Origin of the sequence: Succiniclasticum ruminis DSM 9236, from assembly GCF_900112895.1 — a bacterium.
GTDB lineage: Bacteria > Bacillota > Negativicutes > Acidaminococcales > Acidaminococcaceae > Succiniclasticum > Succiniclasticum ruminis.
Genome location: NZ_FONL01000002.1, coordinates 216,918 through 242,232 on the forward strand (window position 1 = coordinate 216,918; position 25,315 = coordinate 242,232).

At 51.7% G+C, this 25,315-nt stretch carries 19 protein-coding genes and 1 riboswitch; of the genes, 1 reads left to right on the plus strand and 18 read right to left on the minus strand.

The window, feature by feature from the left end; all coding sequences use genetic code 11:
- Positions 1 to 3: 3 nt before the first annotated feature.
- From rimO to BM159_RS03080, 9 genes are all read right to left on the minus strand, one after another.
- The gene (rimO, locus tag BM159_RS03040) at positions 4 to 1,395 is read right to left on the minus strand and encodes a 30S ribosomal protein S12 methylthiotransferase RimO (protein ID WP_093912793.1); all 1,392 of its coding nucleotides are present in this window, start codon (positions 1,393 to 1,395) and stop codon (positions 4 to 6) included.
- On the minus strand, positions 1,392 to 2,396 hold the full coding sequence (locus BM159_RS03045; protein ID WP_177205880.1) for an ABC transporter substrate-binding protein: 1,005 nt from the start codon (positions 2,394 to 2,396) through the stop codon (positions 1,392 to 1,394). Before BM159_RS03045 ends, rimO begins: the two co-directional genes overlap by 4 nt.
- Positions 2,397 to 2,471: 75 nt before the next feature.
- Positions 2,472 to 4,331 carry a YgiQ family radical SAM protein gene (locus BM159_RS03050; protein ID WP_093912795.1) on the minus strand — a complete coding sequence of 620 codons (1,860 nt, stop codon included), beginning with the start codon at positions 4,329 to 4,331 and terminating at the stop codon, positions 2,472 to 2,474.
- A 65-nt stretch (positions 4,332 to 4,396) separates the two neighbouring features.
- Positions 4,397 to 5,299 carry a helix-turn-helix domain-containing protein gene (locus BM159_RS03055; protein ID WP_177205881.1) on the minus strand — a complete coding sequence of 301 codons (903 nt, stop codon included), beginning with the start codon at positions 5,297 to 5,299 and terminating at the stop codon, positions 4,397 to 4,399.
- A gap of 103 nt (positions 5,300 to 5,402) precedes the next feature.
- Positions 5,403 to 8,156: an FtsK/SpoIIIE family DNA translocase gene (locus BM159_RS03060; RefSeq protein ID WP_245763618.1), complete on the minus strand. Its 2,754-nt coding sequence runs from the start codon at positions 8,154 to 8,156 to the stop codon at positions 5,403 to 5,405.
- A gap of 97 nt (positions 8,157 to 8,253) precedes the next feature.
- On the minus strand, positions 8,254 to 9,918 hold the full coding sequence (locus tag BM159_RS03065; RefSeq protein ID WP_093912797.1) for a ribonuclease J: 1,665 nt from the start codon (positions 9,916 to 9,918) through the stop codon (positions 8,254 to 8,256).
- 374 nt (positions 9,919 to 10,292) lie between these two features.
- The gene (locus BM159_RS03070) at positions 10,293 to 12,212 is read right to left on the minus strand and encodes a TRAP transporter fused permease subunit (protein WP_093912850.1); all 1,920 of its coding nucleotides are present in this window, start codon (positions 12,210 to 12,212) and stop codon (positions 10,293 to 10,295) included.
- Positions 12,213 to 12,350: 138 nt separating this feature from the next.
- The gene (locus BM159_RS03075; RefSeq protein WP_093912798.1) at positions 12,351 to 12,896 is read right to left on the minus strand and encodes a DUF1850 domain-containing protein; all 546 of its coding nucleotides are present in this window, start codon (positions 12,894 to 12,896) and stop codon (positions 12,351 to 12,353) included.
- A 6-nt stretch (positions 12,897 to 12,902) separates the two neighbouring features.
- Positions 12,903 to 13,886 (minus strand): TAXI family TRAP transporter solute-binding subunit, encoded by a 984-nt coding sequence (locus BM159_RS03080; RefSeq protein WP_093912799.1) that lies wholly within the window; start codon positions 13,884 to 13,886, stop codon positions 12,903 to 12,905.
- Positions 13,887 to 14,106: 220 nt separating this feature from the next.
- On the opposite strand from BM159_RS03080, the gene BM159_RS03085 reads away from it, so the two are divergent.
- Positions 14,107 to 14,451, plus strand: coding sequence for a hypothetical protein (locus tag BM159_RS03085; protein WP_093912800.1), 345 nt, complete (start codon positions 14,107 to 14,109; stop codon positions 14,449 to 14,451).
- Positions 14,452 to 14,568: 117 nt separating this feature from the next.
- Here BM159_RS03085 and sucD read toward each other — a convergent pair whose 3' ends face one another.
- From sucD to dapB, 9 genes are all read right to left on the minus strand, one after another.
- Positions 14,569 to 15,474 (minus strand): succinate--CoA ligase subunit alpha, encoded by a 906-nt coding sequence (gene sucD / locus BM159_RS03090; protein ID WP_093912801.1) that lies wholly within the window; start codon positions 15,472 to 15,474, stop codon positions 14,569 to 14,571.
- 3 nt (positions 15,475 to 15,477) lie between these two features.
- On the minus strand, positions 15,478 to 16,677 hold the full coding sequence (sucC, locus tag BM159_RS03095) for an ADP-forming succinate--CoA ligase subunit beta (protein WP_093912802.1): 1,200 nt from the start codon (positions 16,675 to 16,677) through the stop codon (positions 15,478 to 15,480).
- 298 nt (positions 16,678 to 16,975) lie between these two features.
- Positions 16,976 to 17,818, minus strand: coding sequence for an Asp23/Gls24 family envelope stress response protein (locus tag BM159_RS03100; RefSeq protein WP_093912803.1), 843 nt, complete (start codon positions 17,816 to 17,818; stop codon positions 16,976 to 16,978).
- Positions 17,819 to 17,840: 22 nt separating this feature from the next.
- Positions 17,841 to 18,665 (minus strand): PHP domain-containing protein, encoded by an 825-nt coding sequence (locus BM159_RS03105; RefSeq protein ID WP_177205882.1) that lies wholly within the window; start codon positions 18,663 to 18,665, stop codon positions 17,841 to 17,843.
- A gap of 19 nt (positions 18,666 to 18,684) precedes the next feature.
- Entirely contained in the window at positions 18,685 to 20,241 is a 1,557-nt protein-coding gene (locus BM159_RS03110) for a leucyl aminopeptidase (RefSeq protein WP_093912805.1), read from the minus strand.
- A gap of 78 nt (positions 20,242 to 20,319) precedes the next feature.
- On the minus strand, positions 20,320 to 21,612 hold the full coding sequence (locus BM159_RS03115; protein ID WP_177205883.1) for an SH3 domain-containing protein: 1,293 nt from the start codon (positions 21,610 to 21,612) through the stop codon (positions 20,320 to 20,322).
- A gap of 440 nt (positions 21,613 to 22,052) precedes the next feature.
- The gene (dapA, locus tag BM159_RS03120) at positions 22,053 to 22,946 is read right to left on the minus strand and encodes a 4-hydroxy-tetrahydrodipicolinate synthase (RefSeq protein WP_093912807.1); all 894 of its coding nucleotides are present in this window, start codon (positions 22,944 to 22,946) and stop codon (positions 22,053 to 22,055) included.
- A gap of 126 nt (positions 22,947 to 23,072) precedes the next feature.
- Entirely contained in the window at positions 23,073 to 24,104 is a 1,032-nt protein-coding gene (locus BM159_RS03125; RefSeq protein WP_093912808.1) for an aspartate-semialdehyde dehydrogenase, read from the minus strand.
- 35 nt (positions 24,105 to 24,139) lie between these two features.
- A complete protein-coding gene (gene dapB / locus BM159_RS03130) occupies positions 24,140 to 24,913 on the minus strand; it encodes a 4-hydroxy-tetrahydrodipicolinate reductase (protein WP_093912809.1) in 774 nt (257 codons plus the stop codon).
- Positions 24,914 to 25,125: 212 nt separating this feature from the next.
- A riboswitch (Lysine riboswitch) is annotated at positions 25,126 to 25,307 on the minus strand.
- Positions 25,308 to 25,315 lie beyond the last annotated feature (8 nt).

The following is a 25,315-nucleotide window of genomic DNA, read 5'->3' on the forward strand; positions in this document are numbered from 1 at the left end:
AGACTACAGTCGGGAAGCTACTACTTCGTAGGCAAATCCCTGTTCAATCCTGACTCTGATAAAATCTCCCGGCTTCAGTCCTGCGGCATTTTCCACAAAAATGCTTCCGTCGATATCCGGTGCTTCCCGGTAGCTGCGGGCAACGGCAAGGTTTTCTTCCCCTTCTTCATACCCTTCCACAACCACTTCCAGTTCCCTGTCTTCCATGGCCCGGTGGGTCTCTTCCGAAATCCCTGCCTGTATCGCCATCAGTTCATCATAGCGATCCTGTTTAACTTCTTCCGGAATCTGGTCCGGCATAGCGGCCGCCGCCGTATTTTCTTCCCGGGAATACCGGAACACGCCTGCATTCTCAAATTTCTGTTCAACCACAAACTCTTTCAGAATCGCGAAGTCTTCCTCTGTTTCACCGGGGAAACCCACAATAAAGGTCGTGCGTATTACAATATCCGGGATGCGTTTCCGCAACTTTTTCAAAAGTTTTTTCGTTTCTTCCAGCTTATCCCGGCGCCGCATGGCGTGCAGCAGCCGGTCGCTGGCATGCTGCAGCGGCAGGTCCACGTAATGGCATACCTTTGGCAGGGTGGCATACGCGTCAATCAGTTCATCCGTAAACGTATTCGGATAGGAATATAATACGCGAATCCATTTCAAACCGGGAATATCGTTCAAATCACGCAACAGTTCAGCCAGGCGCAGCTTTCCGTACAAATCCTGTCCGTAACGCGTAGTATCCTGGGCAATAACCACCAGTTCCTTTACGCCCCGGTCTGCCAGATCTTTTGCCTCAGCCATAACCTGCTCGTAAGGTTTGCTGGTATAACGGCCGCGAATCAGGGGAATTGCGCAGAACGAGCAGAAATTGTCACAGCCTTCCGCGATTTTCAGATAGGCCAGATACGGCGGCGTCGTCAATTTACGGGGATCCGCCTGTATTTCTTTCCCCTGAGGCAAACCGGACCCGGATAAGGAAACTTTCAGAGTCTGCCCGGCTCCAGGCAATGGCAGAAGATCATCGTCTTTCAGATGCATGACCCGTTCTCCCTGCATCACCCGGTCAATCACCCGGCCGATGTCTTTAAACACGTTCGTCCCCACAAGGGCGTCTATTTCCGGCATATCCCGGAACAAATCCTGCGCATAGCGTTGAGCCAGACATCCGGTCACGATCAGATGCCTGCAACAACCTTCTGTTTTATAAGCTGCCATGGAAAGAATTGTTTCAATAGATTCCTGTTTGGCAGATTCAATAAAGCCACAGGTGTTCACAATAATGACTTCCGCCGCTTCGGGATCATTTGTAATCTCAATGTCGTATTTTTCAATGATGCCCAGCATGACTTCGGAATCAACCAGATTCTTCGGGCACCCCAAACTGATCAGCCCCAGTTTCATTTTGCATCCTCCCCGGCATCCGCCAAACGGATTTCCCTGAGCCAGTCCGCCGCTAACTGTTCCAGCGCCTGCCTGCTTTTGTAAAATGTATTGGTCCACAAAACATCCCTGTTTACAGCCTGTCCGTTTTCCCCTTTCGGCAATACCGGCAGATAGCCGCTGCGGGTCGTCATAAGGAGCGTCCTTGCTTCGGAAGAACGTAAACACCAGTCAATGAACGCTATAGTTTCTTTTTGTCTTTTGCTGTGCTGTAACAAACCGATGCCAAACAAATTCACCGGAGTTCCTTCTTCCGGAATCAGAATATAAGCCGGAAAATCATTCTGCAGATATTTGAACACATGGCTCCGCCGGGTTATCGCGATATCGGCATCACCGGTAGCAGCCATGCGGACCGGCGTGATGGGGAACTTCGCGAATTGCCTGACCAGGGGGCGGATCTGTCTGAGATAGGCTATACACTCATCCTGGCCCATCCTGGACGACATGGCAGCCAGGAACAGCATCGTGGATTCGTTGTCACTGAGATTTTCCATGACAATCCGCGCATCCTTCTGCCCCGGCACGTCAGACCAGTGCAAAAGCTGTTGCTGCCCAACCTTTCGGGAATAAGCCTGGTTGACCAGCAAAACCGCCGGATCGTAAAACAGAGTGACCCATTGTTCTTCTTTATCTTTCAACTCTGCCGGCAGCAGGTCGGCAAATTCCGCATGGATTTTCTGCAGGGAACCGGCAGCCGCTTTTTGCTGCAGCAAAGTTGATCCGCTCATGATACAGTCCGCCTGTTCCAGTTCATCCTCTTTATCCGAAATGACAAATGCAATCTTTTTATCCTGCGGCAGGCTTTCGGCGAACCTTCCGCACAGCGCTGCAACAAACGTTTTATCCAGCGTCGTATAAACTTTTACTGTTTGCGCCGGTCCGGCAGCATTGAATCTGCTGCAACCTGCCAATAGAAACAGCAGACAGGCCAGGACCGTGAATATTAGTTTTCTGCTCATTACTTCATCACTTTGCAAACCGTTTAACATAAGGACTGTTGATTTATTCGCGTAAACTCAATTAAGAAGCGGTCCTTACTGTTTTCTCCTTGCCGGCTTCTTCCCTTTTCCTGATTTCAGCGTACCCGTTGTACGGAAACGTTCCTCCCGGATCAGGCAGCGGGGCCCGTCGCCGATGAGGTCTGTGCGTCCGCCCTCTTTTAATGCTTCCGCGACCAGCGCCCGGTTCCGTGGATTACGGTACTGCATGAGGGCACGCTGCATGGCTTTATGGTGAGGATTATGCACAGTATACACTTTTTCTCCCGTAAAGGGATTTATACCGGAATAATACATAGCAGTGGACGCGCTGCCCGGCGTGGGAATAAAATCCTGCACCTGTTCCGGATGACGGCCCGTGTCACGCAAAAACTCCGCCAGTTCAATGGCGTTCGCCAGCGTACAGCCGGGATGGCTGGAAATGAAATACGGGACCAGGTACTGTTCTTTGCCGATTTCCTTATTCTTTTGCATAAAGGCTTTGACAAATTTCAGATACACTTCTTTTCCGGGCTTACCCATATGCTTCAATGTTGCATTCGCAACATGCTCGGGAGCGATCTTCAGCTGGCCGCTGACATGATACCGGCACAGTTCATCCAGAAACTGCTGTCTGTTTTCCGCCAGCAGGTAATCGTAACGGATGCCGGAACGGATAAATACTTTCTTCACTCCCGGAAGCGCGCGTAATTCACGCAGTAATTGAATGTAATCGCTGTGGTCCGCGTCCAGATTGGGACAAGGTTTGGGGAACAGGCACTGCCGGTCTTTGCAGGCCCCAAACTTTAACTGCTTTTTACAGGCGGGGTGCCGGAAATTCGCAGTGGGTCCCCCTACATCGTTGATATACCCCTTAAAGTCAGGCATCTGCGTCAATTCTTTGGCTTCTTTCAAAATAGAAGCATGGCTCCGGGCCTGGATAATGCGTCCCTGGTGGGCGTGTATGGCACAGAAAGAACAACTGCCGAAGCAGCCCCGGCAGCTTACGATACTGAATTTCACTTCCTCCAGCGCCGCGATACCGCCCTCTTTGTCGTACATGGGATGCCACTGCCGTGTGTACGGCAAATCGTAAACCGCATCCATCTCCGCTTCTGTCAGGGGCATAGCCGGAGGATTCTGTACTACGTATAAACCGCGGCTGCTTTTCTGTACAAGTGTTTTGCCGTAAAACGGGTCAAAGTTCTCGTGCTGCAGCCGGTACGATTCTGCCAATAATCTTTTATCTTTACAAATTGCGTCATAACCGGGAAGTTCGGTAAACTCTTCCAACCCGTCCAAAGCCTTAGCCGAATAGGCAGTGCCCCGGATATAATGCAGGTCTTCGCCGGACGCCCCGCCGGCCAGATAATCCGCTATTTCCCGGATCTGGGTTTCCCCCATGCCGCACACCAGAAGATCCGCGCCGCTTTCCGTCAGGATAGAGGGCAGCAGCTTGTCCTCCCAGTAGTCGTAATGGGCAAAGCGACGCAGGCTCGCTTCAATGCCGCCAATGATGACTGGGATATCAGGCCATAATTGCTTTGCGATTTTAGTATAAACCAGTGTGGCGTGGTCCGGCCGCTTCCCCATCTCTTTCCCGGGCGTATATTTATCTTCTTTGCGGGGTTTTCTGGCTGCCGTGTAATGGCACAGCATGGAATCCAGGTTTCCTCCGCAGACCAGCACGCCCAGACGGGGCTTTCCCATGGTCTGAAAAGAACGGGAATCACGCCAGTCCGGCTGGGGTAAAATTGCAACTTTATAACCCGCTGCTTCCAATACACGGCAGATGACTGCCGGCGCAAAAGACGGATGATCCACATATGCGTCCCCGCTGATAAAAAGAAAATCAAGCTGTTCCCAGCCTCTTTCCTCCATATCCTCTTTGCACACGGGTAAAAAGTACCGATTCATTGTTCTTCCTTTCGGAAACAGTATTATGCCTCTTCCTGCTTTTCTTAAGTTAATCTTTGCTTCCCTCAATTAATCTTTTCCGTTTCAGCTGGTATATATGTCCTTGTTACAGCTTCTTCAGGGTCTTCCGGTGGAAGGAGTTTCCCGTTATACTCAACCTTCAAATCCTTCAGATTTCCAATCCGCATAACAATATCCGAACTGCTGGTAAAGGTTTTGCTTTCCCCTTTCAGCAAATTTCCTTCAAACAATACCGTTCCTTTTTGATCGGTAACCCGCAGCCAGCATTTCCCGGCAGAAGTAATCTTTAAATTTGTCATCTTTTTTGTTTTCCCGGAGGTTACTGCAGAAACGCTTTTTGTTTCCCCGGGTTTTACTGCAGGATCACTTTTTGTTTCCTGCTGCACGGCAGCCTGTTGCTTCTGTGCCGTATTTTCTTTTCCTTTTAAGGCAGATTCTTTGTTCTGCTCTTTCGCTTCGATGTTCTTTTCTTTTGTTTCGGCGGAAGTGCCAACGCTGAACGGCAGCGACAGATTTGCTGCCCGGCCCGTCTGTGTCAGGTAATAATAAAACCCGCCGGCAGCTGCCAGCAGCAAGGCAAGTATGCCTATAATAATAAACAGCAGCCTGTGATCATTGCCGTTGCCGGAACCGATATCCCGGTTGGATTTAAAGGTAGGACGGACTTTTACATCCCGGGATTCCCGGATTGCGTTATTATTTTTAACCGGGCGGTTTCCCGCGCTGGCAGCCTTATATTCCTCTACCAGCTGCGCGCCGTCCAGACCGAGGTAATTGCCATAGGTACGCATTACCCCTTTCACAAAAACGTCACCCTGGAGCGTCGCAAAATCATTCTGCTCAATTGCCTCCAGATATGCTTTACGGATATTGGTTTCCTGCGCTGCCTGGTCCAGAGTCAGATTCTTCGCGACACGCGCGTCCTGTAGAGCTTTTCCGATATCCATAGCGGCATCATCCTCCATCATGCAACAATCAAAACCGCATACGGGTTTTCCAACTAAAACGATTGATTCCGACTTAACTGTTAAAACGGAAAAACCTTCTCCGTTACTGACTGTCTGAAAAATTGTCTTTCTGCAGGAATTTATATTCCACTTCATCCCTGGACATCTTCAACTCCCGCGGCTTGCTGCCGATAGCGGGCCCCACGATACCCAGTTCTTCCATGGCTTCCACCAGCCGTGCCGCCCGGTTGTAGCCGATACGGAACCGGCGTTGCAGCATGGAAGCAGATGCCTGTCCCAGGTCCAGCACTAAACGGATCGCGTCATCCAGCAATTCGTCCTGTCCTTGTTCTTCCTGCGCATCCCCGCTGCCGCCAGCCGCGTTTTTGGCTTCTTTCTGGCTGTCGCTGGGCAGTACCACATTGGTAACTTCGTCGCTGTATTCAACGGGAATTGCCTGCTGTTTGATGAAATCGGTCACCCGGTTCAGTTCCTCATCACTGACAAAAGCACCCTGCACACGGGACGGTTTATTGGCTCCGATAGGATAATAGAGCATATCGCCTTTGCCCAGCAGTTTTTCCGCGCCGCCCATGTCCAGAATCGTACGGGAATCTGTCAGGGAAGAAACGGCAAAAGCAATGCGGGACGGGATGTTCGCTTTTACAATACCGGTAATGACATCGACTGACGGACGCTGGGTCGCCAGCACCATGTGGATACCGCAGGCCCGGGCCTTCTGGGCCAGGCGCAAAATAGCGTCTTCCACATCGGCCTTGGCCACCATCATCAGATCGCTCATCTCGTCAATAACGATGACAATATACGGCATTTTTTCTTCCGCCTGGGCATTATAGGCTTTGATATCCCTTACGCGGGTATCCGCAAAAGATTTATACCGCCGCTCCATTTCTGCTACAGCCCAGTGCAATGCTGAAGCTGCTTTTTTTGCGTCAGTAACTACAGGCACCAGCAGATGGGGAATGCCGTTGTAATTGGTCAGTTCCACCACCTTGGGATCGACCAGAATCAGTTTCACCTCGTCCGGACGGGCTTTGTACATGATGCCGGCCAGCAGCGTATTCACACAGACGGACTTGCCGCTGCCGGTAGTGCCCGCTACCAGCAGATGGGGCATCTTGGCAAGGTCAATCGTAATTACCTTGCCTTCTATATCCTTGCCCAGCCCGACACACAGCTTGGACGAACTCTTGCGGACATCTTCACAGTCAACGATTTCCCGGAAGCTGACCATATCATTGGTAACATTCGGCGCTTCGATGCCGATAGCCGCTTTCCCCGGAATGGGTGCCTCCACCCGGACGCCGGGGGCAGCCAGGCGCAACGCGATATCGTCCGCCAGATTTACGACAGAGCTGACCTTTACGCCGGGAGCGGGTTCCAGTTCATACCGGGTAACCGAAGGCCCCCGTGTCACGCCGGTCACTTTGGCATTGACCCGGAAATCCGCCAGGGTCTGTTCCAGCTTGCGGCACTGTTCTCTTACGTCGGAATCAAACTGACGGCGGTTTGTCTTTTTAACCGGATTCAGAAGTTCCAGCGGTGGGAAGATGTACTCTTCTTTTTTCTGCTCTGTTTCTTTTTCTGCATCGGAATGCCCCGTTTCCATCTCTTTATTGGAAGCAGAACCAGCCGTTGCGTTTTTGGAAACTTTTTCCTTCTCGTCTTCAGATTTCACGGATCCGTCCGTAACCCGGGTCACCCCGTTAGGTGTCAGAATAAAGCGCGGTTTTCCGGAAGTCACTTCGTCCGGTACCGGCAGTTCATGATCCATCTCCGTGCCTGCAGGCGTTTCCTCCCCGTTACCGGTAACAGAAGGTTCCTGAAACTCCTGCCCCGGAATGATGGCACCCTTCTCCCAGGGCGCCGGTTCCGGATTGTCGGTATGACCCGTGATAATACCGGACGCAGGGCGTAAAACCCTGGTTTCCTGTTGTTCAGGATAAATCTTAATTAAAGACGGCCTCTCTTTTTCCGTCTTGTCATGATTGGCCATGCGCTCCACAGGAACATAGTTCCCGGATCCGGTCCCATCCGGCCGGGTGTTTTCCGGATCTGTTCCATCCGTATTCCTGTCCAGCGCCTTTTGGCCGAAATTCAGAATCTTTTTAAAAGCAGATGGTTTGCGCACGTCATCATTAAAATCAGCAAACTCATCTTTGTTATACACATCCAGCGGGCTGGATTTTCTCTCCTCTGTATCCGTGCCGCCGAAAAACGGCCGGGGTTCCTGTTTCCCGGGAACATACCGGTCAGACTCTTCAGAATCGTTCTCCATGTTCCGGCGTTCCCGTCTTGCGCTCCGGATATCCTGAATCTTGTCCCCCGCTTTCGCCGTTAACGCTGCAACGGATAGTTTGCCTGTCAGCACCAGGCTGGCCAGCATACCGGCGACCAACAAAATGACGGCCCCGGTAGCACCTGCCACCGCGTGCAGCACGTTAGACAGAAGCCCCCCGATCAAGCCGCCCCCCTGGGGCAAAGATGACGGTTCCGTTTCATAACCGAGAGGGATAAAGATATGATGCAGAAAACCAAGCAGGCAGACATAAAAAAGCATAGCCGCCCAGAATCCACCGAACCGGATCAGGTTTTTCTTCAGGCGGAAATAACCGATTCCCATCGCGATAAAAATGAACGGGAAAATGATTGCGCCTAACCCGAAACCGTAGGACATCACTTCATGCAGGAACTCCCCGACAAAACCAGTAGGCAGCCCCGCGTAAGAAGCCAGCAGAAACAGCCCCGCTGCAATAAACAGGAGACCTTTCAGCTCGGTATTCTTTTGGCTTTTCTGTATTTCTTTTTCATTCTGTACTGCTGGTTGTTTTTTCACTTTGTTACCTCACTCGCAAAGCGTAAGGAAAGACGGGCTTCAAAAATCCCTCTTAATTAAATAGGTTAAACAGGTTTGTACTATAAATATGTTTAGCTTATACTTCCATAATAATCGGAATGATCATCGGGCGCCGCCTTGTCTTTTCAAACAAAAACCGTCCCAGAGAATCGCGGATCGCAACTTTAAGGGTCGACCATTCCGTATGATTTCTTTCCTCGCATTTATCCAGCGCATCCTGGACCCTGCCCTTTGCCTCGACCATCAGGTCCTCTGCTTCCCGGACATACACAAAACCGCGGGATACAATATCGGGTCCGGACACAATCTGGTTTGTCGCGCTGTCCACGCCAACCACAACGATCATGATGCCGTCCTGGGACAGCTGCCGGCGGTCGCGCAGCACAATATTGCCCACGTCGCCTACCCCCAGACCGTCAATCAGCACCTTGCCTGCCATCACTTTTCCGTTTACGCAGATCTTATCCCGGGAAAGTTCTACAACTGAACCGTTTTGCGCAATCATGATGTTTTTCGGATCCATGCCAAGGCTCTCCGCCAGTCTGGCATGCTTGACAAGATGCCTGTATTCGCCATGGACGGGCATAAAGAATTTAGGACGTACCAGATGATGCATGAGTTTCAGTTCTTCCTGGCTGGCATGGCCGGAAACATGCACGCCGTTCGCCTTTTCATATACCACTTCCGCGCCCAGCATATATAAATGGTTGATGGTATTGGACACCATCTTCTCGTTGCCGGGGATCGGCGCAGCGGAAATGATCACCGTATCGCCGGGAACGATCTGTACCTTGCGGTTTTCACCCATTGACATACGGGTCAGGGCGGACATGGGTTCACCCTGGCTGCCGGTACAGATTACAACAATCTGGTCATTGGAATAATTACGGATGTCATCAATATCGATCAGCAGCCCCTCCGGCACTTTCAGGTAATCCAGCTTCAGGGAAATATTGACAACATTGACCATGCTGCGTCCCATAACCGCAACCTTGCGTCTGAATTTGACGGCCGTATCGCAGATCTGCTGGATGCGGTGCACATTGGACGAGAACGTGGCAACAATGATACGGTGCTTTGCATGGCGGAATTCGTTATCAAACGTTTCCCCCACAAACTTTTCGCTCTGGGTATAACCGGGACGTTCCGCGTTCGTACTGTCTGCCATCATTAAAAGGACGCCGCGGTCACCGTATTCCGCGAAACGGTTCAGTTCCATCACCTGTCCGTCTACCGGCGTCTGGTCGATCTTAAAGTCGCCGGTGTGAACAATGAGACCTACCGGTGTATGGATCGCCATGCCAATCGCGTCAGGGATACTGTGGTTGACCCGCATGAATTCCAGTTTAAAAACGCCGGCCCGCACACGGTCGCCGGACTTTATTACATTTAAATTGGCGGTAGAAACCCCCGCCTCCTCCAGGCGCCCCTCCAGAATGCCGAGAGTCAACGCAGTGCCGTAAACCGGCACATCCAGCTGTTTCAGAATAAAAGGCAGCGCGCCGATATGATCTTCATGACCGTGGGTCAGAAAAATACCTCTCAGTTTATCCTGATTTTCAATTAAATAGGTAATATCGGGAATTACCAGATCGATTCCCAGCATATCGTCTTCAGGGAACATTAAACCGGCGTCAATCAGGATGATATCGTTACCATAACGGAACGCCGTCATGTTCTTCCCGATTTCGCCGAGGCCGCCTAACGGTATGATATTAAGTTTATTTGAGACCTTATCCAAAATTTACCTCCATATATAAAATTTCCGCTCATTTCAACTCTGCTGTTATTATACTGCAATTAAATCGGAAAAACAACGTTTCCGCTTCTTTAACAGCGTTTAAATGTGAGAAAAATGTGAACTTTAATCATAATCGGGCAAAATTTATATAAATATTTCCAATTCCGGGCTGGTGGAGATTACATTCCGGCAATTTTAATCTTCCTATTTATTAAAATGATTTTTAAAAACAGCCATGATAAAAATAAACGCACCGGCCTGCTCATGCGAACCTTATCGTGAGAAAGGAGGGAAAAGGAAGAACGGCCGGTGCGAAAGAAAAACGTATTAAATTGTTAAAACAAATAAAGCATTATTACACAGCTCTCTGATTCTTAATCGTCAGAACCCACTTTCAGGGCGCCGCCCTTGTTGCGTTTCTGCCACAGGAACCCCAGCGCAAGCACAGCCACGCCTGCGATATCGGTCATAGTCCCCGGAATAATCAGGCAGAGGCCGCCCAGGAAGAATACGATACGCTGCAGCGCGTTCAACGGATGCTGACAGAAACCGATCATGGCCAGGGACAGACCCCACATACCGAGAATGGCGGTGACCATGGACAGCAACACCGTAAAGGCCGTCGCGTTGATCATCAGTAATTCTGGCGCCAGTACGAAAATGTACGGAACGATGAAAGCCGCAATCGCCAGTTTCGCCGCATTGACGCCGGTCTTCATGGGATTGGCGCCGGCGATGCCGGAACCTGCGTAAGCCGCCAGGGCAACCGGAGGCGTAACGTCGGCTACGATACCGAAGTAGAACGCGAACATGTGCGCCGCCAGAACCGGGACATTCATCTGTACCAGTGCAGGTGCTGCAATAGTAGACGTGATTACATAGTTAGCGGTGGTGGGAACGCCCATGCCCAGGATCAGCGAAGTAATCATGGTGAAGAACATGGCCGGCAGTAACTGGCCGCCTGCCAGATCCAGCAGCGCGGTAGCCAGTTTCAGGCCGACGCCGGTCTTGGTGACGACGCCGATGATGATACCGGCGGTGGCGCAGGCAATCAGTACGCCCAGCACACCTTTGGAACCGTTAATCAGACCGTTGACAAAATCCGTGGGGGTAATGCGCGTACTCTTACGCAGGCAGGCGCAGATGATAGTCAGGGCAATGGCATACAGAGCGGCCCGCATGGGGGTATAACCGGTAACCAGCAGGTACACGATGATGATCAGGGGAATGGCCAGATGGCCTTTTTCCCGCAGCAGCTCGCCAAACTTCGGCAACTCTTCCCTGGGGGTACCCTTTAAGCCGTATTTTTTCGCTTCAAAATGAACGCCGATCCAGATACCGGTGTAATACAGCACCGCCGGAATCACGGCCGCCTTGACTACATCAATATAAGGAACGCCTACGAATTCCGCCATCAGGAAAGCCGCCGCGCCCATAACGGGGGGCATCAGCTGGCCGCCAGTGGAAGCCGCCGCTTCTACCGCGCCGGCGAAAGCGGGACGGTAACCCAGCTTTTTCATCATGGGGATGGTAAAAGAACCGGTACCTGCCACATTGGCTACGGAAGAACCGGATACCGTACCCATCAGTCCGGAAGACAGGACTGCAACCTTGGCGGGACCGCCTACTGCCCAGCCTGCCAGGGCGTTAGCCGTATCGATGAAGAACTTGCCGAGACCAGTAGCTTCCAGATAGGCGCCGAACAGGATGAACAGATAAATAAAGGTGGACGATACGCCCATCGGCACGCCGAAGATACCTTCTGTGGTAAAGTACAGATGGCTGACCAGTTCGTCAAAGCCGACACCGCGGTGCGCCATGATGCCGGGCATATAGGGACCGGCAAAAGCATATGCCAGGAAGACCAGCGCCACGGTGATCATGGGCCAGCCAACCGTGCGGCGGGCCGCTTCAAATACCAGCACGATACCCAGGATACCTACCATGATATCCGTTTCGGTATTCATGCCGGCCCGGAGCACCAGCTCATCGTATTGAAAGAAAATATACATCGTCGCAAACACGCTGAGCACCGCAAATACCAGGTCCACCGGATGCATGGACTTTCTCGACCAGCTCGCCCGTCCCGGATACAGCAGGTAGATCAGCGCCATACCGAAACACAGATGGATCGTACGCTGCAAATGCGCGTCCAAGACGCCGAAGATACCGGTATACAGCTGGAAGCAGGCAAACAGGATGCAGATGGCGGAGATCACATATCCCCAGAATCCGTCCGGTTCCCGCTTGTTCGACTCTTTATCAAATTTCTGCATCACCTCTTCGGCAGACATTTCTGCCGGAGCGTCAGTTGTTTTCTTTTTCAAATCGTCCACAGGCCTCACCGCCTTCTCTAAAAATTATTGGGAATTAAAAAAGGTTTACAGATTTTCCAAAAGGAATTTCAGAATCAGTTCACTACATATTTTACGTTATTTCGTCAGTGACAGCAGCCAATACTGATAACGCTTCATAACTTTAACTTCTACCAGGGTTCCCTGCCCGTACAGCGGACATAAATCATAGGTTACGTCCTTGTGGATGATCTTTGGCATCGCCTGTACGGCAGTCCGGAACTTAAGATATTTATAAGGCCGGTTCATTTCCAGGTCGAATTTGCCATCTTTCTTCAGGCTTGTAAACGTTCCTTCCGAAGGATCATACGGAAGCCCCACGCCTAACGACTCATAGGTCGTATGGGTCATGGTCATATCATCCACGCCGTTGACCCGGAAATATTCATCCACCGGAGTCTGCTGGACAGAATGCTTATAATGATAGCTCCATTCCCCACCCTTTTCCACGGCGAAATACCGGACCGGGAGATTATTTTCAGGCAGCAGCACCACCAGCAGCCGGTTCCCGTACCAGGTTGCCAGTACCGCAACAACCGCCAGCAGTACTACAAAAGCAGGATGTTTGAAAAAAGACCGGGCCCCGGTGGACGCCGGAGTCCGGTCTGTACTTGTGTGATCCATCAAAAATTACTTCTCGTTGAAGAATTTTTCCGCGCCGGCATTCAGTTTAATGGACATACCATCTTTACCGGTTTCTTTGGTGATGTTCTTGGATACGTTATGAGCAGCTTTCATACGGTCCAGGTTGCCATACAATGCTTTTACTACAGCGTAACCGGTGTCGGCATCCATCTTATCGGTAACAGCCAGCATGCATTTTACAGCAACAGCAGCAGTATCGGTTTCAACCTTGTTGTAGGTCTTGGCCGGAATGGTAACTTTGGTGTAGTACGGATACTTGGCAATCAGCTTGTCAGCAATGTCAGCGGCTACGCTTACCATTACCACTTCATGCTGGGTAGCAAGGTCCTGGATAGCAGCAGTCGGGAAACCGGCTACTACGAAGCCTGCGTCAACGTTGCCGTCTTTCAGGGCGGAAGCAGCTTCGCCGAAGGACAGGTACTGGGGTTTGATGTCTTTATAGGTGATGCCCGCAATGTTCAGGATCTGACGGGCGTTTGCTTCGGTACCGGAGCCGGCAGCGCCTACGGCAACTCTCTTGCCTTTCAGGTCAGCAACGGTCTTGATACCGGTTTTTTTGGTGGTAACGATCTGAACGGTTTCCGGATACAGGGTAGCCAGGCCTTTCAGAGATTCAACTTTTTTGTCTTTGAACATTTCTGTTCCGGTTGCGGCATAGTAAGCAATATCGTTCTGGATGAACGCAATGTCAACTTTGCCTTCCTTCAACAGGTTTACGTTGGCAACAGAAGCACCGGTGGACTGAGCGGAAGCATTCGCGCCTTTCAGGTTTTTGTTCAGGATGTCAGCCAGCGCGCCGCCTAACGGATAATAGGTACCCGCAGTACCGCCGGTAGCAATGTTAATGAATTTTTTGCCACCGTCAGCAGCCGGTTTCGGAGCTTCTTTTTTCTTGTCTCCGCCACCGCAGCCGGCCAGTACGGAACCAATAACCGCGAAGGCCATCAGGAACGCCAAAAACTTTTTCATAGAAAAATCCCTCCCTTTCGCTTACAGCAAAAAATACCTACTAATGCTAATTAAATTCGCATTCAATTATATGTTCTCTGTTTCTTTTAAAATTCCTGCTTATACAAAATTATTTTTTTAAAGAATATTGTATACAAAATCTTTGAATTCACTCTTTCCCATTAAAAAAGTTTGTGTTAAAATATGTGACGACAAAATTTATTAAAGGAAGTGTGACGTAATGAATAGTGCACCTGTTTACAAATTGCGGTTAGCCCGCACCCTCTACAATAACTTTTTCCGCGCCCGCCTGCAGGACGCCAATGGCGAAGACGCCGGTCAGTTGCTGATCGTGCCCGGTCTCCCTCTGGACCGCAGCCAGCTCCCGGAGAACGCTCCGGAAGCAGATCCTTACCTCCTGGTAATCGTAGAAGACGCCAACATCAACAAAAACAATGTCATCGACTTTGAAGAAGGAGTATCCCGGGCCGTACTGTCAAAATTTACGACGGAAACCACCTCTTTCAACCACTGTGAATTTTACTATCCCTCCCCCGCATTCTACTTTGCGCAGGAAGAAGAATAACAAAAACGGATAACACGGAAAAACAATTTCACTAAGTAACAGCGGGAAATTTTATCGCGTATTACCTGAAAAAAAGGCAGAACTCTCATGAAGAAAGTTCTGCCTTCTTTTTTTATTTTAGCAGGTATGGCACTTGTCGTACAGGCCAGCTTTCTTCAGTACCCGCACCGCAGTTTCGCCGATATGGGCAACTGTGTCCGCCACTTCGATGCCTGCCGCGTTCAGCGCTTTGATCTTGTCGTCAGCAGTTCCCTTGCCGCCGCTGATAATGGCGCCCGCATGGCCCATGCGTTTGCCGGGAGGCGCCTGACGGCCGCTGATGAACCCGATAACCGGTTTCTTCATGTTGGCTTTGATCCACTCCGCCGCCTCTTCTTCCGCCGTGCCGCCGATCTCGCCGATCATAATGACAGCCAGCGTATCGTCGTCCGCGTTAAAGGCTTCCAGGGCTTCGATGTAGTCCATGCCCTTAACCGGGTCGCCGCCCAGACCTACCGCGGTAGTCTGGCCGATGCCCGCCATAGTCAGCTGATAAGTTGCTTCATAGGTCAGGGTGCCGGAACGGCTGATAACGCCCACGTGGCCTTTCTTATGAATGTATGTCGGCAGCAAGCCCAGACGGCATTCATCTACCGTTAGAATACCGGGGCAGTTGGGACCCAGCACACGGGTCTTCTTCCCTTTCATGTAAGCGCGTACTTTTACCATGTCCTGTACCGGGATATGCTCGGTGATGCAGCAGACAAAATCCAGGCCTGCGTCAATCGCTTCGCAAATGGCGTCCGCCGCAAAGCGGGCCGGAACATAAATCACAGAGGCGTTGCCGCCGGTAGCTTCTTTCGCTTCGCTTACCGTATTGAATACGGGAATCTTGCCCAGCACTTTTTCCCCGGCTTTACCCGGCGCTACGCCGGCTACCACATTCGTGCCGTACTCCAGCGCGATTTTTGTATGGAACGTGGCCTGACGGCCCGTGATGCCCTGCACGATGAGTTTTGTATCTTTTCCTACAAATACTGCCATCTTTTACGCCTCCTTTCCTTCCGCTCTCTTTGCTTTCAGTTCCGCCGCCAGCTTTACAGCCAGCTCCGCGCCCTCTTCCATCTTCTGAACCGCGTGGACCATGGGAAGGTTGGCTTCTTTCAAAATGCGGCGGCCCTCTTCATGATTGGTGCCGTCCAGACGGGCGATGACCGGAACTTTGAGGCCTACTACCTTGGCCGCTTCCACGATACCGCCGGCGATCACGTCGCATTTGTTGATGCCGCCGAAGATGTTTACAAACACGCTGCAGACCTGGTCATCGGACTGCATGATGCGGAAGGCTTCCGCAATCTTTTCCACCGTACTGTCGCCGCCTACGTCCAGGAAGTTGGCCGGCTCGCCGCCGTAGAATTTGATGATGTCCACCGTGGCCATGGCCAGTCCCGCGCCGTTTACCATGCAGGCTACGTCGCCGCCCAGGTTTACATAGGACAGGGATGCCTTGGCCGCCGCTCTTTCCTTCGGGTCCTCTTCCGCTTCGTCGCGCAGCGCCTCAATTTCCGGATGACGGAAAATCGCCGCGTCGTCAAACTGCAGCTTGGCGTCCAGGGCCATTACTTTATTGTCCACCGTCACCACCAGCGGATTGCATTCCGCCAGGGTGCAGTCTTTTTCCACAAACAGGTTGTAGAGATCCATCATGCATTTCTGCGCTTTGGCGATGACCTTGTCTTTGAACTTCAGGTTATAGGCCATGCGTTTGGTCTGGAACGGCATCAGCCCGATGGTGGGATCGATGTATTCCTTGAAAATACGGTCAGGCATCTCGGCCGCCACTTTTTCAATTTCCATGCCGCCTTCGGAACTGCCCATCATAACAACCTGCGCAGTCTCGCGGTCAATGACGAAACCAAGGTAATACTCTTTTTCAATGTTGCTGCCCTCTTCTACTAAAAGACGGTTGACCATCTTCCCTTCCGGACCGGTCTGGTGGGTTACCAGCACTTTGCCCAAAATCTGGGAAGCATAATATTTTACTTCATCAATGTTGTGAGCCAGCTTTACGCCGCCCGCCTTTCCGCGGCCGCCTGCGTGGATCTGCGCTTTAACGACAGCAATCGGCGTGTCAAAATCTTTGGCGATACGGGCCGCTTCTTCCGGACTGAAAGCCGGGCTGCCGTTGGGCACGCTGATGCCGTACATCTTCATGATCTGTTTTGCCTGATACTCATGAATTTTCAAAATGATGTCCCTCCTTTAGATTTGGTGTTCATTTGTGTTACGCTTCGCTGCCTCTCTGCCATTCCCGGAATTTTTTATAATTCCGGAAACAGCCGGAAGAATATAACTTTTTAAAAAAATTGCCGTACGTGAAAACGGTTACGTACGACAGCATTGTTACATTATTATTATCGTATTTTTTACATAAAATGTCAATTGTTTTTAAGGTTCCCGGCAGATGCTTCTTACTGTCATTCCAAAACGGAATACCGTTCTCACGCGTAAGATAACGCCATGCTTCCAGACAGACACCTTTTACTCATTGCGCCTGCATCCGGGCTGCTTTAGACTGTAATTCCAGGCTGCGGACGGAAATGTTGACTCGCTGGACCTGCATCCCTGTCATGGATTCTACCCTTGTTTTAATTTTACGCTGTAACAGACGTGCCACTTCGAAAACCTTTACGCCGTAATACAGGTTAACTTCAACATGGACAGCCAGACCTTTATTATCGGTGCGGCGGCGTACGTGGATATAATGGATCTTCGCCACACCTACCATGCGCTGCACGATCAGGTTGATGATATCCTCAATCACGTAGTCGGATATCAGGATCGTCCCGTAATAGCTGAAAGCCGGCCGCACGATAGAACGGCTTTCCCGGCGCTCGTTTTTATTTTTGGAAAAAATATTATAAGGAAGGTTGGCAAAAAAACCGCTGAAGTGCTGCTTTAATTCCACCGTCGGTACGGGCACGATGTGCTTGCCGTAACGCAGCCTGGACTCATGCGCCTTTTTGATTTCCTGTTTGGAAGCAATGTCCGTAATATAAATTGTCTTTAACGGGTCGGGCAGGACCAGACGCGCCGTGATCTTACTGATCATACGGTCCGACGTGGCAATAATCAGGATACGGCGTATACTGGAACGCGCCAGCGCTTCGCGAACTGCTGAAGCATGGCTGTCTTCATAAAAGATGGCGCGTTTTACCGCCTGCACCCGGTTCTGTTCACTTTTTGCCGAAGTACCGCCTAAAATCTTTGATCCCTGTATCAGCAGACCGTCGTCAATAATCGCATCGCAATGATACTGGTGCGCCACCCCGATGGCGCGATGACTTTTTCCCGAACCGCTGGGACCGACAAACGCAACAACTTCCATCGTAAATCTCCGCTGCCTGATATTAAAAACCAAATCTGTTTATTAAATCCCGTACTTTTTCTCTGGGGATCCGCCATTCCGTCAGTTTTTCCGGAAAGCGGCCCGCGTTTCCGTGGTAATCGCTCCCGCCCGCAATCAAAAGACCGCGCTCCTGTGCAATCTGCAGCCAGAACGCTTCAATGTCTTTCTCTTTCGCCGACGGATGATACACTTCCAGTCCGTCGTAAGGCAGTTCCTCAAGGAGCCGCAATGCCATTTCACGGTCCCCGATTTCTTCTGGGTGCGCCTGCACCGCAAGCCCACCGGCCTGATGAATCAGCTCCACCGCTTCCGGGGGCGTCATCTTGGTCTGGGGCTGGTAGGCAGGCCTGCCCTCCCCTATGTATAAATCAAACGCTTCCTGCACCGTCCGCACATACCGCTGCGCCACCAGCGCGCGGGCAATATGGGGACGCCCCACGGCGCGCTGCCCTTCTTCCGGAACCGGAACATCCACATCCATCCCCATCTCATGCAGCCGCTTTATGATTTTCTCCAAACGGCTCCTGCGGGCGTCACGTACGTCCGCCAGTCGTTCCAGCAGCAAGGCATTATGTTCGTCGATGCCATAACCCAGAATATGTACCTGGCGGTTTTCCCACCGGGCGCTGAATTCCACACCGGGAATAAAATCTATGCCGGCAGAAGCGGCAGCTTCTTTCATTTCCGGCAGGCCTTTCAGCGTATCATGGTCCGTCAGGGCCAGCACCGTAATGCCGGACGCCTTTGCCATTGCCGCCAGTTCCCGTGGCGGATACACGCCGTCAGAATTGGAACTGTGGATATGTAAATCTGCGAATCCCCTCATAATCATTACCTTCAGCAGTTTAAAGCGTACGCGCGTATTCTATCAGCGTGGCCGTACCGAACGCGGTGCAGCCTTCCGGCAGATGTCCTTCCGCTTTTTTTGCGGTAGACGTTCCGCCGATGTCCAGATGCGCCCAGGGAATTCCCGGATCCACAAACTGCCCGATGAACACGCCGCCCGTAATCGTACCCGCCGGACGCCCTGCGCTGTTTTTGATGTCCGCGCAGCTGCTCCTGAGCATTTCTTCCGCTTCTTCCACGACAGGCAGCTGCCACCAGCCCTCGCCCACGCGGTGCCCGGCCTTTTTGATTTCCTCTGCCAGACCGTCGGTATTGCTCACGATACCCGACGTATGTTCACCCAGCGCAATGATCACCGCGCCGGTCAGTGTCGCGATGTCAACGACCTGCGCCGCGCCTTTGCGGCAGGCATACCACACGGCGTCGGCCAGAACCAGCCGCCCTTCCGCATCGGTATTGTCCACCTCAATGGTTTTGCCGCTGGCCGCCCGTATGATATCGCCGGGCCGCTGGGCCGAACCGGAAGGCATATTTTCCGCGCAGGCCATGACGCCGAGGATATTCACCGGCAGCTTCAGGGCCGCAATGGCCTGCATGGCGCCCAGCACGGCGGCCGCGCCGGTCATGTCGTCCTTCATTTCCCCCATACCGTCCGAAGGCTTGATGGAGATCCCTCCGCTGTCAAAGGTGATGCCCTTGCCCACAAAAGCGACGAACGGTTTGTCACCACCGTTGGCATATTTCAGCGTAATCATCCGGGGCTCCCGGACACTGCCGGCCCCCACCGCAAGGATCGCGCCCATACCCAGCGCCTGCATTTCCTTAACGCCCAGCACTTCCGCTCCCAGATTGTATTCTTCCGCAACCTGCAGTGCTTCCTCGGCCAGTGTCTCCGGGTAGATTACATTGCCCGGTTCGTTGGCAAGGTCCCGGGCGCGGCAGATCGCGTTACATACAACTTCCGCTTCGCTGATGATCGCGCCGGCGTTTTCGATTGCACTGAAAACCGTCACGGACGTGTTTTCTCCGCTGTCAGGCGTTATACCGGAAACTCCGGCATTTTCAGTATTATTTATTTCCAAAGCGGCTGCGCCGCCGTTTACCTTTTTGTTCTTGTACTTATCAAACGCATAACTTCCCAGCAGCAACCCTTCCGCCAGCGCCTTCAGGTAATGCCCCCGTTTGGGATTTGTCAGCAGCGGGGCCGCTGCAACCGCTTCCCTGATTTTATTCTTTTTCAGTTCCCGGGCCGCGTTGCCCGCCGCAACGCGCAGATGGTTCGGGGTGCAGGCTTTGCCGGCGCCGATTCCCGCGAAGAGGATGCGGGTAAAACCCGCTTTGGTTTTCAGCAACACTGATGTGATATTTCCTGTATCGGTGAAACCATAGCCCTGCGTTTTAATCTGCCAGGCAACGGCATCATAAAATTCTTCCGGCAGGGAAAGCATGTGAATGTGGTCCGCGCATTCCCTGCACAGGAACAGAACCACCGATTCCGCCTTTTCGTAACATTCAATATTTTCTTTCGCGCTCTTTACGGTAATTAACTGTGCCATAAACCCTTCCCCATATCCTTTTCACAACACCGGCGGCGCGTCTGCCTTACCACATCCGTACAGCACCGGCTGAAACAATCACTGATACGTTACTGCATTCACCAGATTTTCCAAAAAGCTTTTCCCGTTGCTCCGGTCCATGGCCAGATCGCTGACCAACACCCGGCGCACATAGATCTTCCGTCCGTCTTTAAAGTAACTGCTGGAAGAATGTATCACATAAGGCGTCCCCTTTTCCATGCCCAGGTAAATCATAATATGCCCTTTCATGGAAAGCGGTGAACCCGGCCTCACTGTTTCCAGCGCCTTCAGTCTTTCGTCCCGGCTCCGGCCGGTAAGGTCTGTCACGCTGCCCGGCATTTTGACAAGCTGTGACGTATTGCGGGGCAGATCCAGCCCCATGGTGCGGTAGACCGAACCCACCAGGGAGGAACAGTCCACGCTGCGCATTGCCCCGCCCCAGCCGTATATGGAACCGTAAAACTTAAACGCCTGCCGGATCACCTGGTCGGACGTGTACGGAAGATAGCCGCGGTGCAGATTTTCATCTTTGTTGATCCATGTCTGCTTCTCTTTCAGCAGACCCGCCTTGTGATCCTTATACGGCAGCAGTACCTGCCAGCGGTTTTTCTTTTCCTGCAGAAGCTGCAGTTTCGCGCCCATCAGATGGAACACGTCCTCCCCGTTGACCCGGGTATAAAAATCCCTTCCGGTAACCATAAGAAAGTCCTGCGGGTCAGCGTATTTCATCCACTGCTCCCGGGTACAGGGCGCCACATCCTCTCGGGCGATCCACCCAAACAAATTGTACAGCCTCACATAGTAATACTTTTTGTCCAGGGATTCATGCAGGATTGCCACCGGCTCCCCCGCTTCCAGAACGGAATCCTGCACATTATCGTAATATACATCTTCCGGCGACTCAAACAGACCGTCCGCCAGGGGCAGGTTGCGGATCAGCGCGTGCCGTACCGTAACCCCGTAACGCACATCTGCCGCTTCGTTTTCCGAAGGCAGCGCCGCCAGATTCAGGTTGTTTTGTATCGCTTCCTTTTCCGCTTCGGTTACTTCCCTGCCGTTCCGGTACACAGTTCCCCGCATGGCCCATGTGTTTGTAATCCAGGGCAGGAACTCTTTCACGGGAATGGAAGACGGCAGCCGTTTCATATCGGTCACATCCAGGTCCGCCGTACGGATTTTCTGATTGAACGCTTCAATCTGTTCTTCGTCCAGGATCACCTGGTCCCCTGCATTGTTATTTAAAATCCAGTAAGACGCCTCTGTCAGTTCCCCGGACTCCACGATGCCCGCCAGAGCCTGCGAAGAGAAAAGGAATACGGTCATGCATGCCAACGCCGACGCCTTAATCATGTTTAATACTGATTTAATTATGCTGAATCGGTTCAAAAAATCTTTACCCATTGCCTTCTCCGGAAAACACACCTTGTTTAATGTGCAGCATTCTGTTTCGTTTAAACTCTCTGTTTACTTACGCCCGTTATCTTGCTTACCTAATTATAACCCATAAAAAAAACGTATTCAATAACCTTGCGGTTAAAGAATACGCTTAATTTAATCTGATCCCGGCACCTGCCTTTCCCGAGTTCTCCCAAAACAGGTCAGGCAGATGTCTGTATCAGTTTGTGATAAGATTATAAACTAAAACGGTTTGAAATGCAAACTTTTTTCAAAATTTGACGCGTACATGAAACCAATTACTGATAAAACAGTAATTTTTTAAACAGAATACTGCGATAATCGTCCAAAAGCATTAAGCCGGAGTCTTATCCCGCAGCATTTCGAAGCGCGTGTCAGATCAGCCCGTTCTCTGCCAGGATCGCTTTCATCTTGGCCAGTGCGCCTTCCGTCATGGGGGTCAGAGGCAGACGCGGCGCGCCTGCGTCAATGCCGGTAACCAGGGTAACGGCCGCTTTGACCGGGATCGGATTGGTTTCGATGAACAGGGAATTGGCCAGCGGAACCATTCTCTTATTGATTTCCGCTGCTTTTTTAACATCGCCGCTCTCATAAGCTGTCATCAGATCCTGCAGAATCTCGCCGCCGATATTGGACAAAACGGAAACAACGCCGGTAGCGCCTACCGATGCGAAAGGCAGCAACAGTCCGTCGTCGCCGCTGTAAATAGTGAAATCGGCAGGCAGCAGACGGAACAGTTCCGCAACCTGGGCCACATTGCCGGCCGCTTCCTTGATCGCCACAACATTTTTGAAATCTTTGGCGATACGGGCTACCGTCGCCGGCGGGATGTTCGCCGCGGTACGTCCGGGAACATTGTATAAAATAATCGGTTTTGCGGTGCATTCGGAAATAGCCTTGAAATGCTGGTAATAACCTTCCTGGGTCGGTTTGTTGTAGTACGGGCCAACGATCAGGAAGCCGTCTACGCCGATTTCGTCGGCAATCTTTGTGGTCTCTACGCTGTTGGCGGTGTTATTGGAACCGGTACCCGCAATAACGGGGATACGTCCGTTAACCTGTTTTACAACAGTTGCCCAGATTGCTTTCTTTTCTTCCATGGTCATGGTAGCCGCTTCACCGGTAGAGCCGGTTACCACCAGGGCGTCAGTGCCGTGGGCGATCCACCACTCCACCAATTGTTTCGTAGCTTCCAGATTTAAGCTGCCATCCGCAGCAAAGGGGGTTATCATAGCGGTCAATATTCTGCCAAAATACGGATTCTTCATAATGTTCCTCTCCTTTTCTCATAAACTCATCAGATTGAACAACATCGCGCTCATAAATTAATCTATACGGGTTTTGTTTTGCCGGAATGTAACGGGAAAAGCCTGTGCTGTTTTCCGGATTATCCTTTATACCCAGCCGTTTTTGATCATGCATTCCGCGATCTGCAGGGTGTTCAGGGCAGCGCCCTTGCGGATCTGGTCGCCCACTACCCAGAAGTTGAAGGTGTTGGGGTTGGAGAAGTCGCGGCGCAGACGGCCTACATAGCAATCATCCTTGTCGGATGTGTACAGCGGCATCGGGTAGATCTGCTCTTCCAGATCGTCCTGCACCTGTACGCCCGGGAAGTTTTCCAGCGCCTTGCGCATATCCGCCAGGTCAAGGTCATGTTCAAACTCTACATTGACGGATTCGGAATGGCTGCGGTAAACAGGCACGCGTACGGTCGTTGCCGTGATCCGCATATCATAGTCGTCGAAAATCTTCTGGGTCTCATTGACCATCTTCATTTCTTCCTTGGAATACAGATTGTCCAGGAACACGTCAATCTGCGGAATCAGGTTGAACGCGATGGGATAATGTTTTTTCAGGCTGGCGGACGGCAGAATGTGGGGAATCATCTCCCGGCCTTCCGCGTACGCTTTGGTCTCATCGGTCAGCTCGTCGATGCCTTCCTTGCCGGCGCCGCTGACTGCCTGATAGGTGGAAACGACGATACGTTTGATACGTGCCAGATCGTACAGCGGTTTCAGCGCCATGCACATGATGATAGTGGAACAGTTGGGGTTGGCGATGATGCCTTTATGTTTCAGGATCGCCTGGGGATTGATTTCCGGAATGATCAGGGGCACTTCCGGATCCATACGGAAAGTACTGGAGTTGTCAATGACAACCGCGCCTGCCTTTACAGCGATGGGGGCAAACTCTTTGGAAATGCTGCCGCCGGCAAACAGGGCGATGTCGATGCCGTTAAAGGAATCTTCTTTCGCTTCCTGCACCGTGTATGTTTTTCCTTTTACCGTAAGCTGGGTTCCCGCGCTGCGGGCCGAGGCCAGTAACCGTAATTCCGCAAAGGGGAAATCCCGTTCCTCAATCAGTTTTAAAAACTCCGTTCCTACCGCGCCGGTAGCGCCTAAAATGGCTACGTTGTACTTTTTCATAAAAACTGCTCCTTTTTTTATTAAATTTAATAATTTTAATCCAGAATCTGATCCAGGCCGTATACCAGCCCCTGACGGGAACCGATCTTCTTGCAGGCCATGGCCACGCCCGGCATGTAGCATTCGCGGTTGATGGTATCGTTGATGATCTTCAGGGTCTCGCCCTGGCTGCCGAACACAACTTCCTGGGACGCCACGTAACCCTGCAGGCGCATGCTGTGGATGCGGATGCCGTCGATATCGCCGCCCCGGGAACCGGCCAGGGTCTCTCTTTCATTGGGATGACCCTGCTTATGGGCTTCACGCACCTCCCCAATCTTCTGGGCGGTTAAAATTGCCGTGCCGCTGGGAGCGTCCAGCTTCTGGTCGTGGTGCTTCTCGATGATTTCCACATCTTTAAAATATTTGGCCGCTTCCGTGGCCAGTTTGATCATGACCACTGCACCCAATGCGAAATTGGGAACGATCAGGGCCGCGGTATTGTTTGCTTCCGCCAGCTCTTTGACTTCCGCCAGACGCTCCGGGGTGAAACCGGTAGTACCGACTACCGCGCGGATGCCTTTTTTCAGGATGATACGCAGGGAATCCATGACCACGTCGGGACGGGTAAAGTCAACCACTACGTCCGGTTTGACCGCTTCCAGCGCCTCGCCGATATTGGTAAATACCGGTTTACCGTCCGGCAACGTTTTCCCTGCCGCATTGATGTCAACACCGCCGGCCAGTTCCAGTTCGGGGTTGGCAGTAACCATGCGGACCACCTCGCTGCCCATGCGCCCGAAGGCTCCGTTCACTAATACTTTGATCATAATAAACCCTCCCGTTTCTCCATAAATTTAAAAAGGTTTTGCATCGTCGTCTTATTATTATATTATATACTGTTTTTGCAACGTTGTCAGCCTTTCAGCCCAACAAATTGATATTTTCCCACAAAATATTTCTATATGTTGTGCAAATAAGAAAAGCCGTTGAGAATTATCCCAACGGCCAGCATGAATTATTTTGCATAATAAAACACTTTAGTTGAGATAGCTCTCCGCTGCACCGGCATACGCCGCACCGCAACGACAGTCCTGAAATTATTCACCCCAGGCCCAGCAACCTGTTCCCGCCGGAACCGGCCCTTCGGCAGCAATCCCTTTCCCTTACTTCCACGATGCCTCTCCGTAAGGTACTCTTACTTGCCGCGCCTCTATCATTGTTATTGGAAA

Bases quoted from the DNA above. Each gene is read 5' to 3' on its own strand.
- rimO (WP_093912793.1), bottom strand. From the start codon at position 1,395: ATGAAACTGGGGCTGATCAGTTTGGGGTGCCCGAAGAATCTGGTTGAT.
- BM159_RS03045 (WP_177205880.1), bottom strand. From the start codon at position 2,396: ATGAGCAGAAAACTAATATTCACGGTCCTGGCCTGTCTGCTGTTTCTA.
- BM159_RS03050 (WP_093912795.1), bottom strand. From the start codon at position 4,331: ATGAATCGGTACTTTTTACCCGTGTGCAAAGAGGATATGGAGGAAAGA.
- BM159_RS03055 (WP_177205881.1), bottom strand. From the start codon at position 5,299: ATGGATATCGGAAAAGCTCTACAGGACGCGCGTGTCGCGAAGAATCTG.
- BM159_RS03070 (WP_093912850.1), bottom strand. From the start codon at position 12,212: ATGTCTGCCGAAGAGGTGATGCAGAAATTTGATAAAGAGTCGAACAAG.
- BM159_RS03075 (WP_093912798.1), bottom strand. From the start codon at position 12,896: ATGGATCACACAAGTACAGACCGGACTCCGGCGTCCACCGGGGCCCGG.
- BM159_RS03080 (WP_093912799.1), bottom strand. From the start codon at position 13,886: ATGAAAAAGTTTTTGGCGTTCCTGATGGCCTTCGCGGTTATTGGTTCC.
- BM159_RS03085 (WP_093912800.1), top strand. From the start codon at position 14,107: ATGAATAGTGCACCTGTTTACAAATTGCGGTTAGCCCGCACCCTCTAC.
- sucD (WP_093912801.1), bottom strand. From the start codon at position 15,474: ATGGCAGTATTTGTAGGAAAAGATACAAAACTCATCGTGCAGGGCATC.
- BM159_RS03100 (WP_093912803.1), bottom strand. From the start codon at position 17,818: ATGGAAGTTGTTGCGTTTGTCGGTCCCAGCGGTTCGGGAAAAAGTCAT.
- BM159_RS03105 (WP_177205882.1), bottom strand. From the start codon at position 18,665: ATGAGGGGATTCGCAGATTTACATATCCACAGTTCCAATTCTGACGGC.
- BM159_RS03110 (WP_093912805.1), bottom strand. From the start codon at position 20,241: ATGGCACAGTTAATTACCGTAAAGAGCGCGAAAGAAAATATTGAATGT.
- BM159_RS03115 (WP_177205883.1), bottom strand. From the start codon at position 21,612: ATGATTAAGGCGTCGGCGTTGGCATGCATGACCGTATTCCTTTTCTCT.
- dapA (WP_093912807.1), bottom strand. From the start codon at position 22,946: ATGAAGAATCCGTATTTTGGCAGAATATTGACCGCTATGATAACCCCC.
- BM159_RS03125 (WP_093912808.1), bottom strand. From the start codon at position 24,104: ATGAAAAAGTACAACGTAGCCATTTTAGGCGCTACCGGCGCGGTAGGA.
- dapB (WP_093912809.1), bottom strand. From the start codon at position 24,913: ATGATCAAAGTATTAGTGAACGGAGCCTTCGGGCGCATGGGCAGCGAG.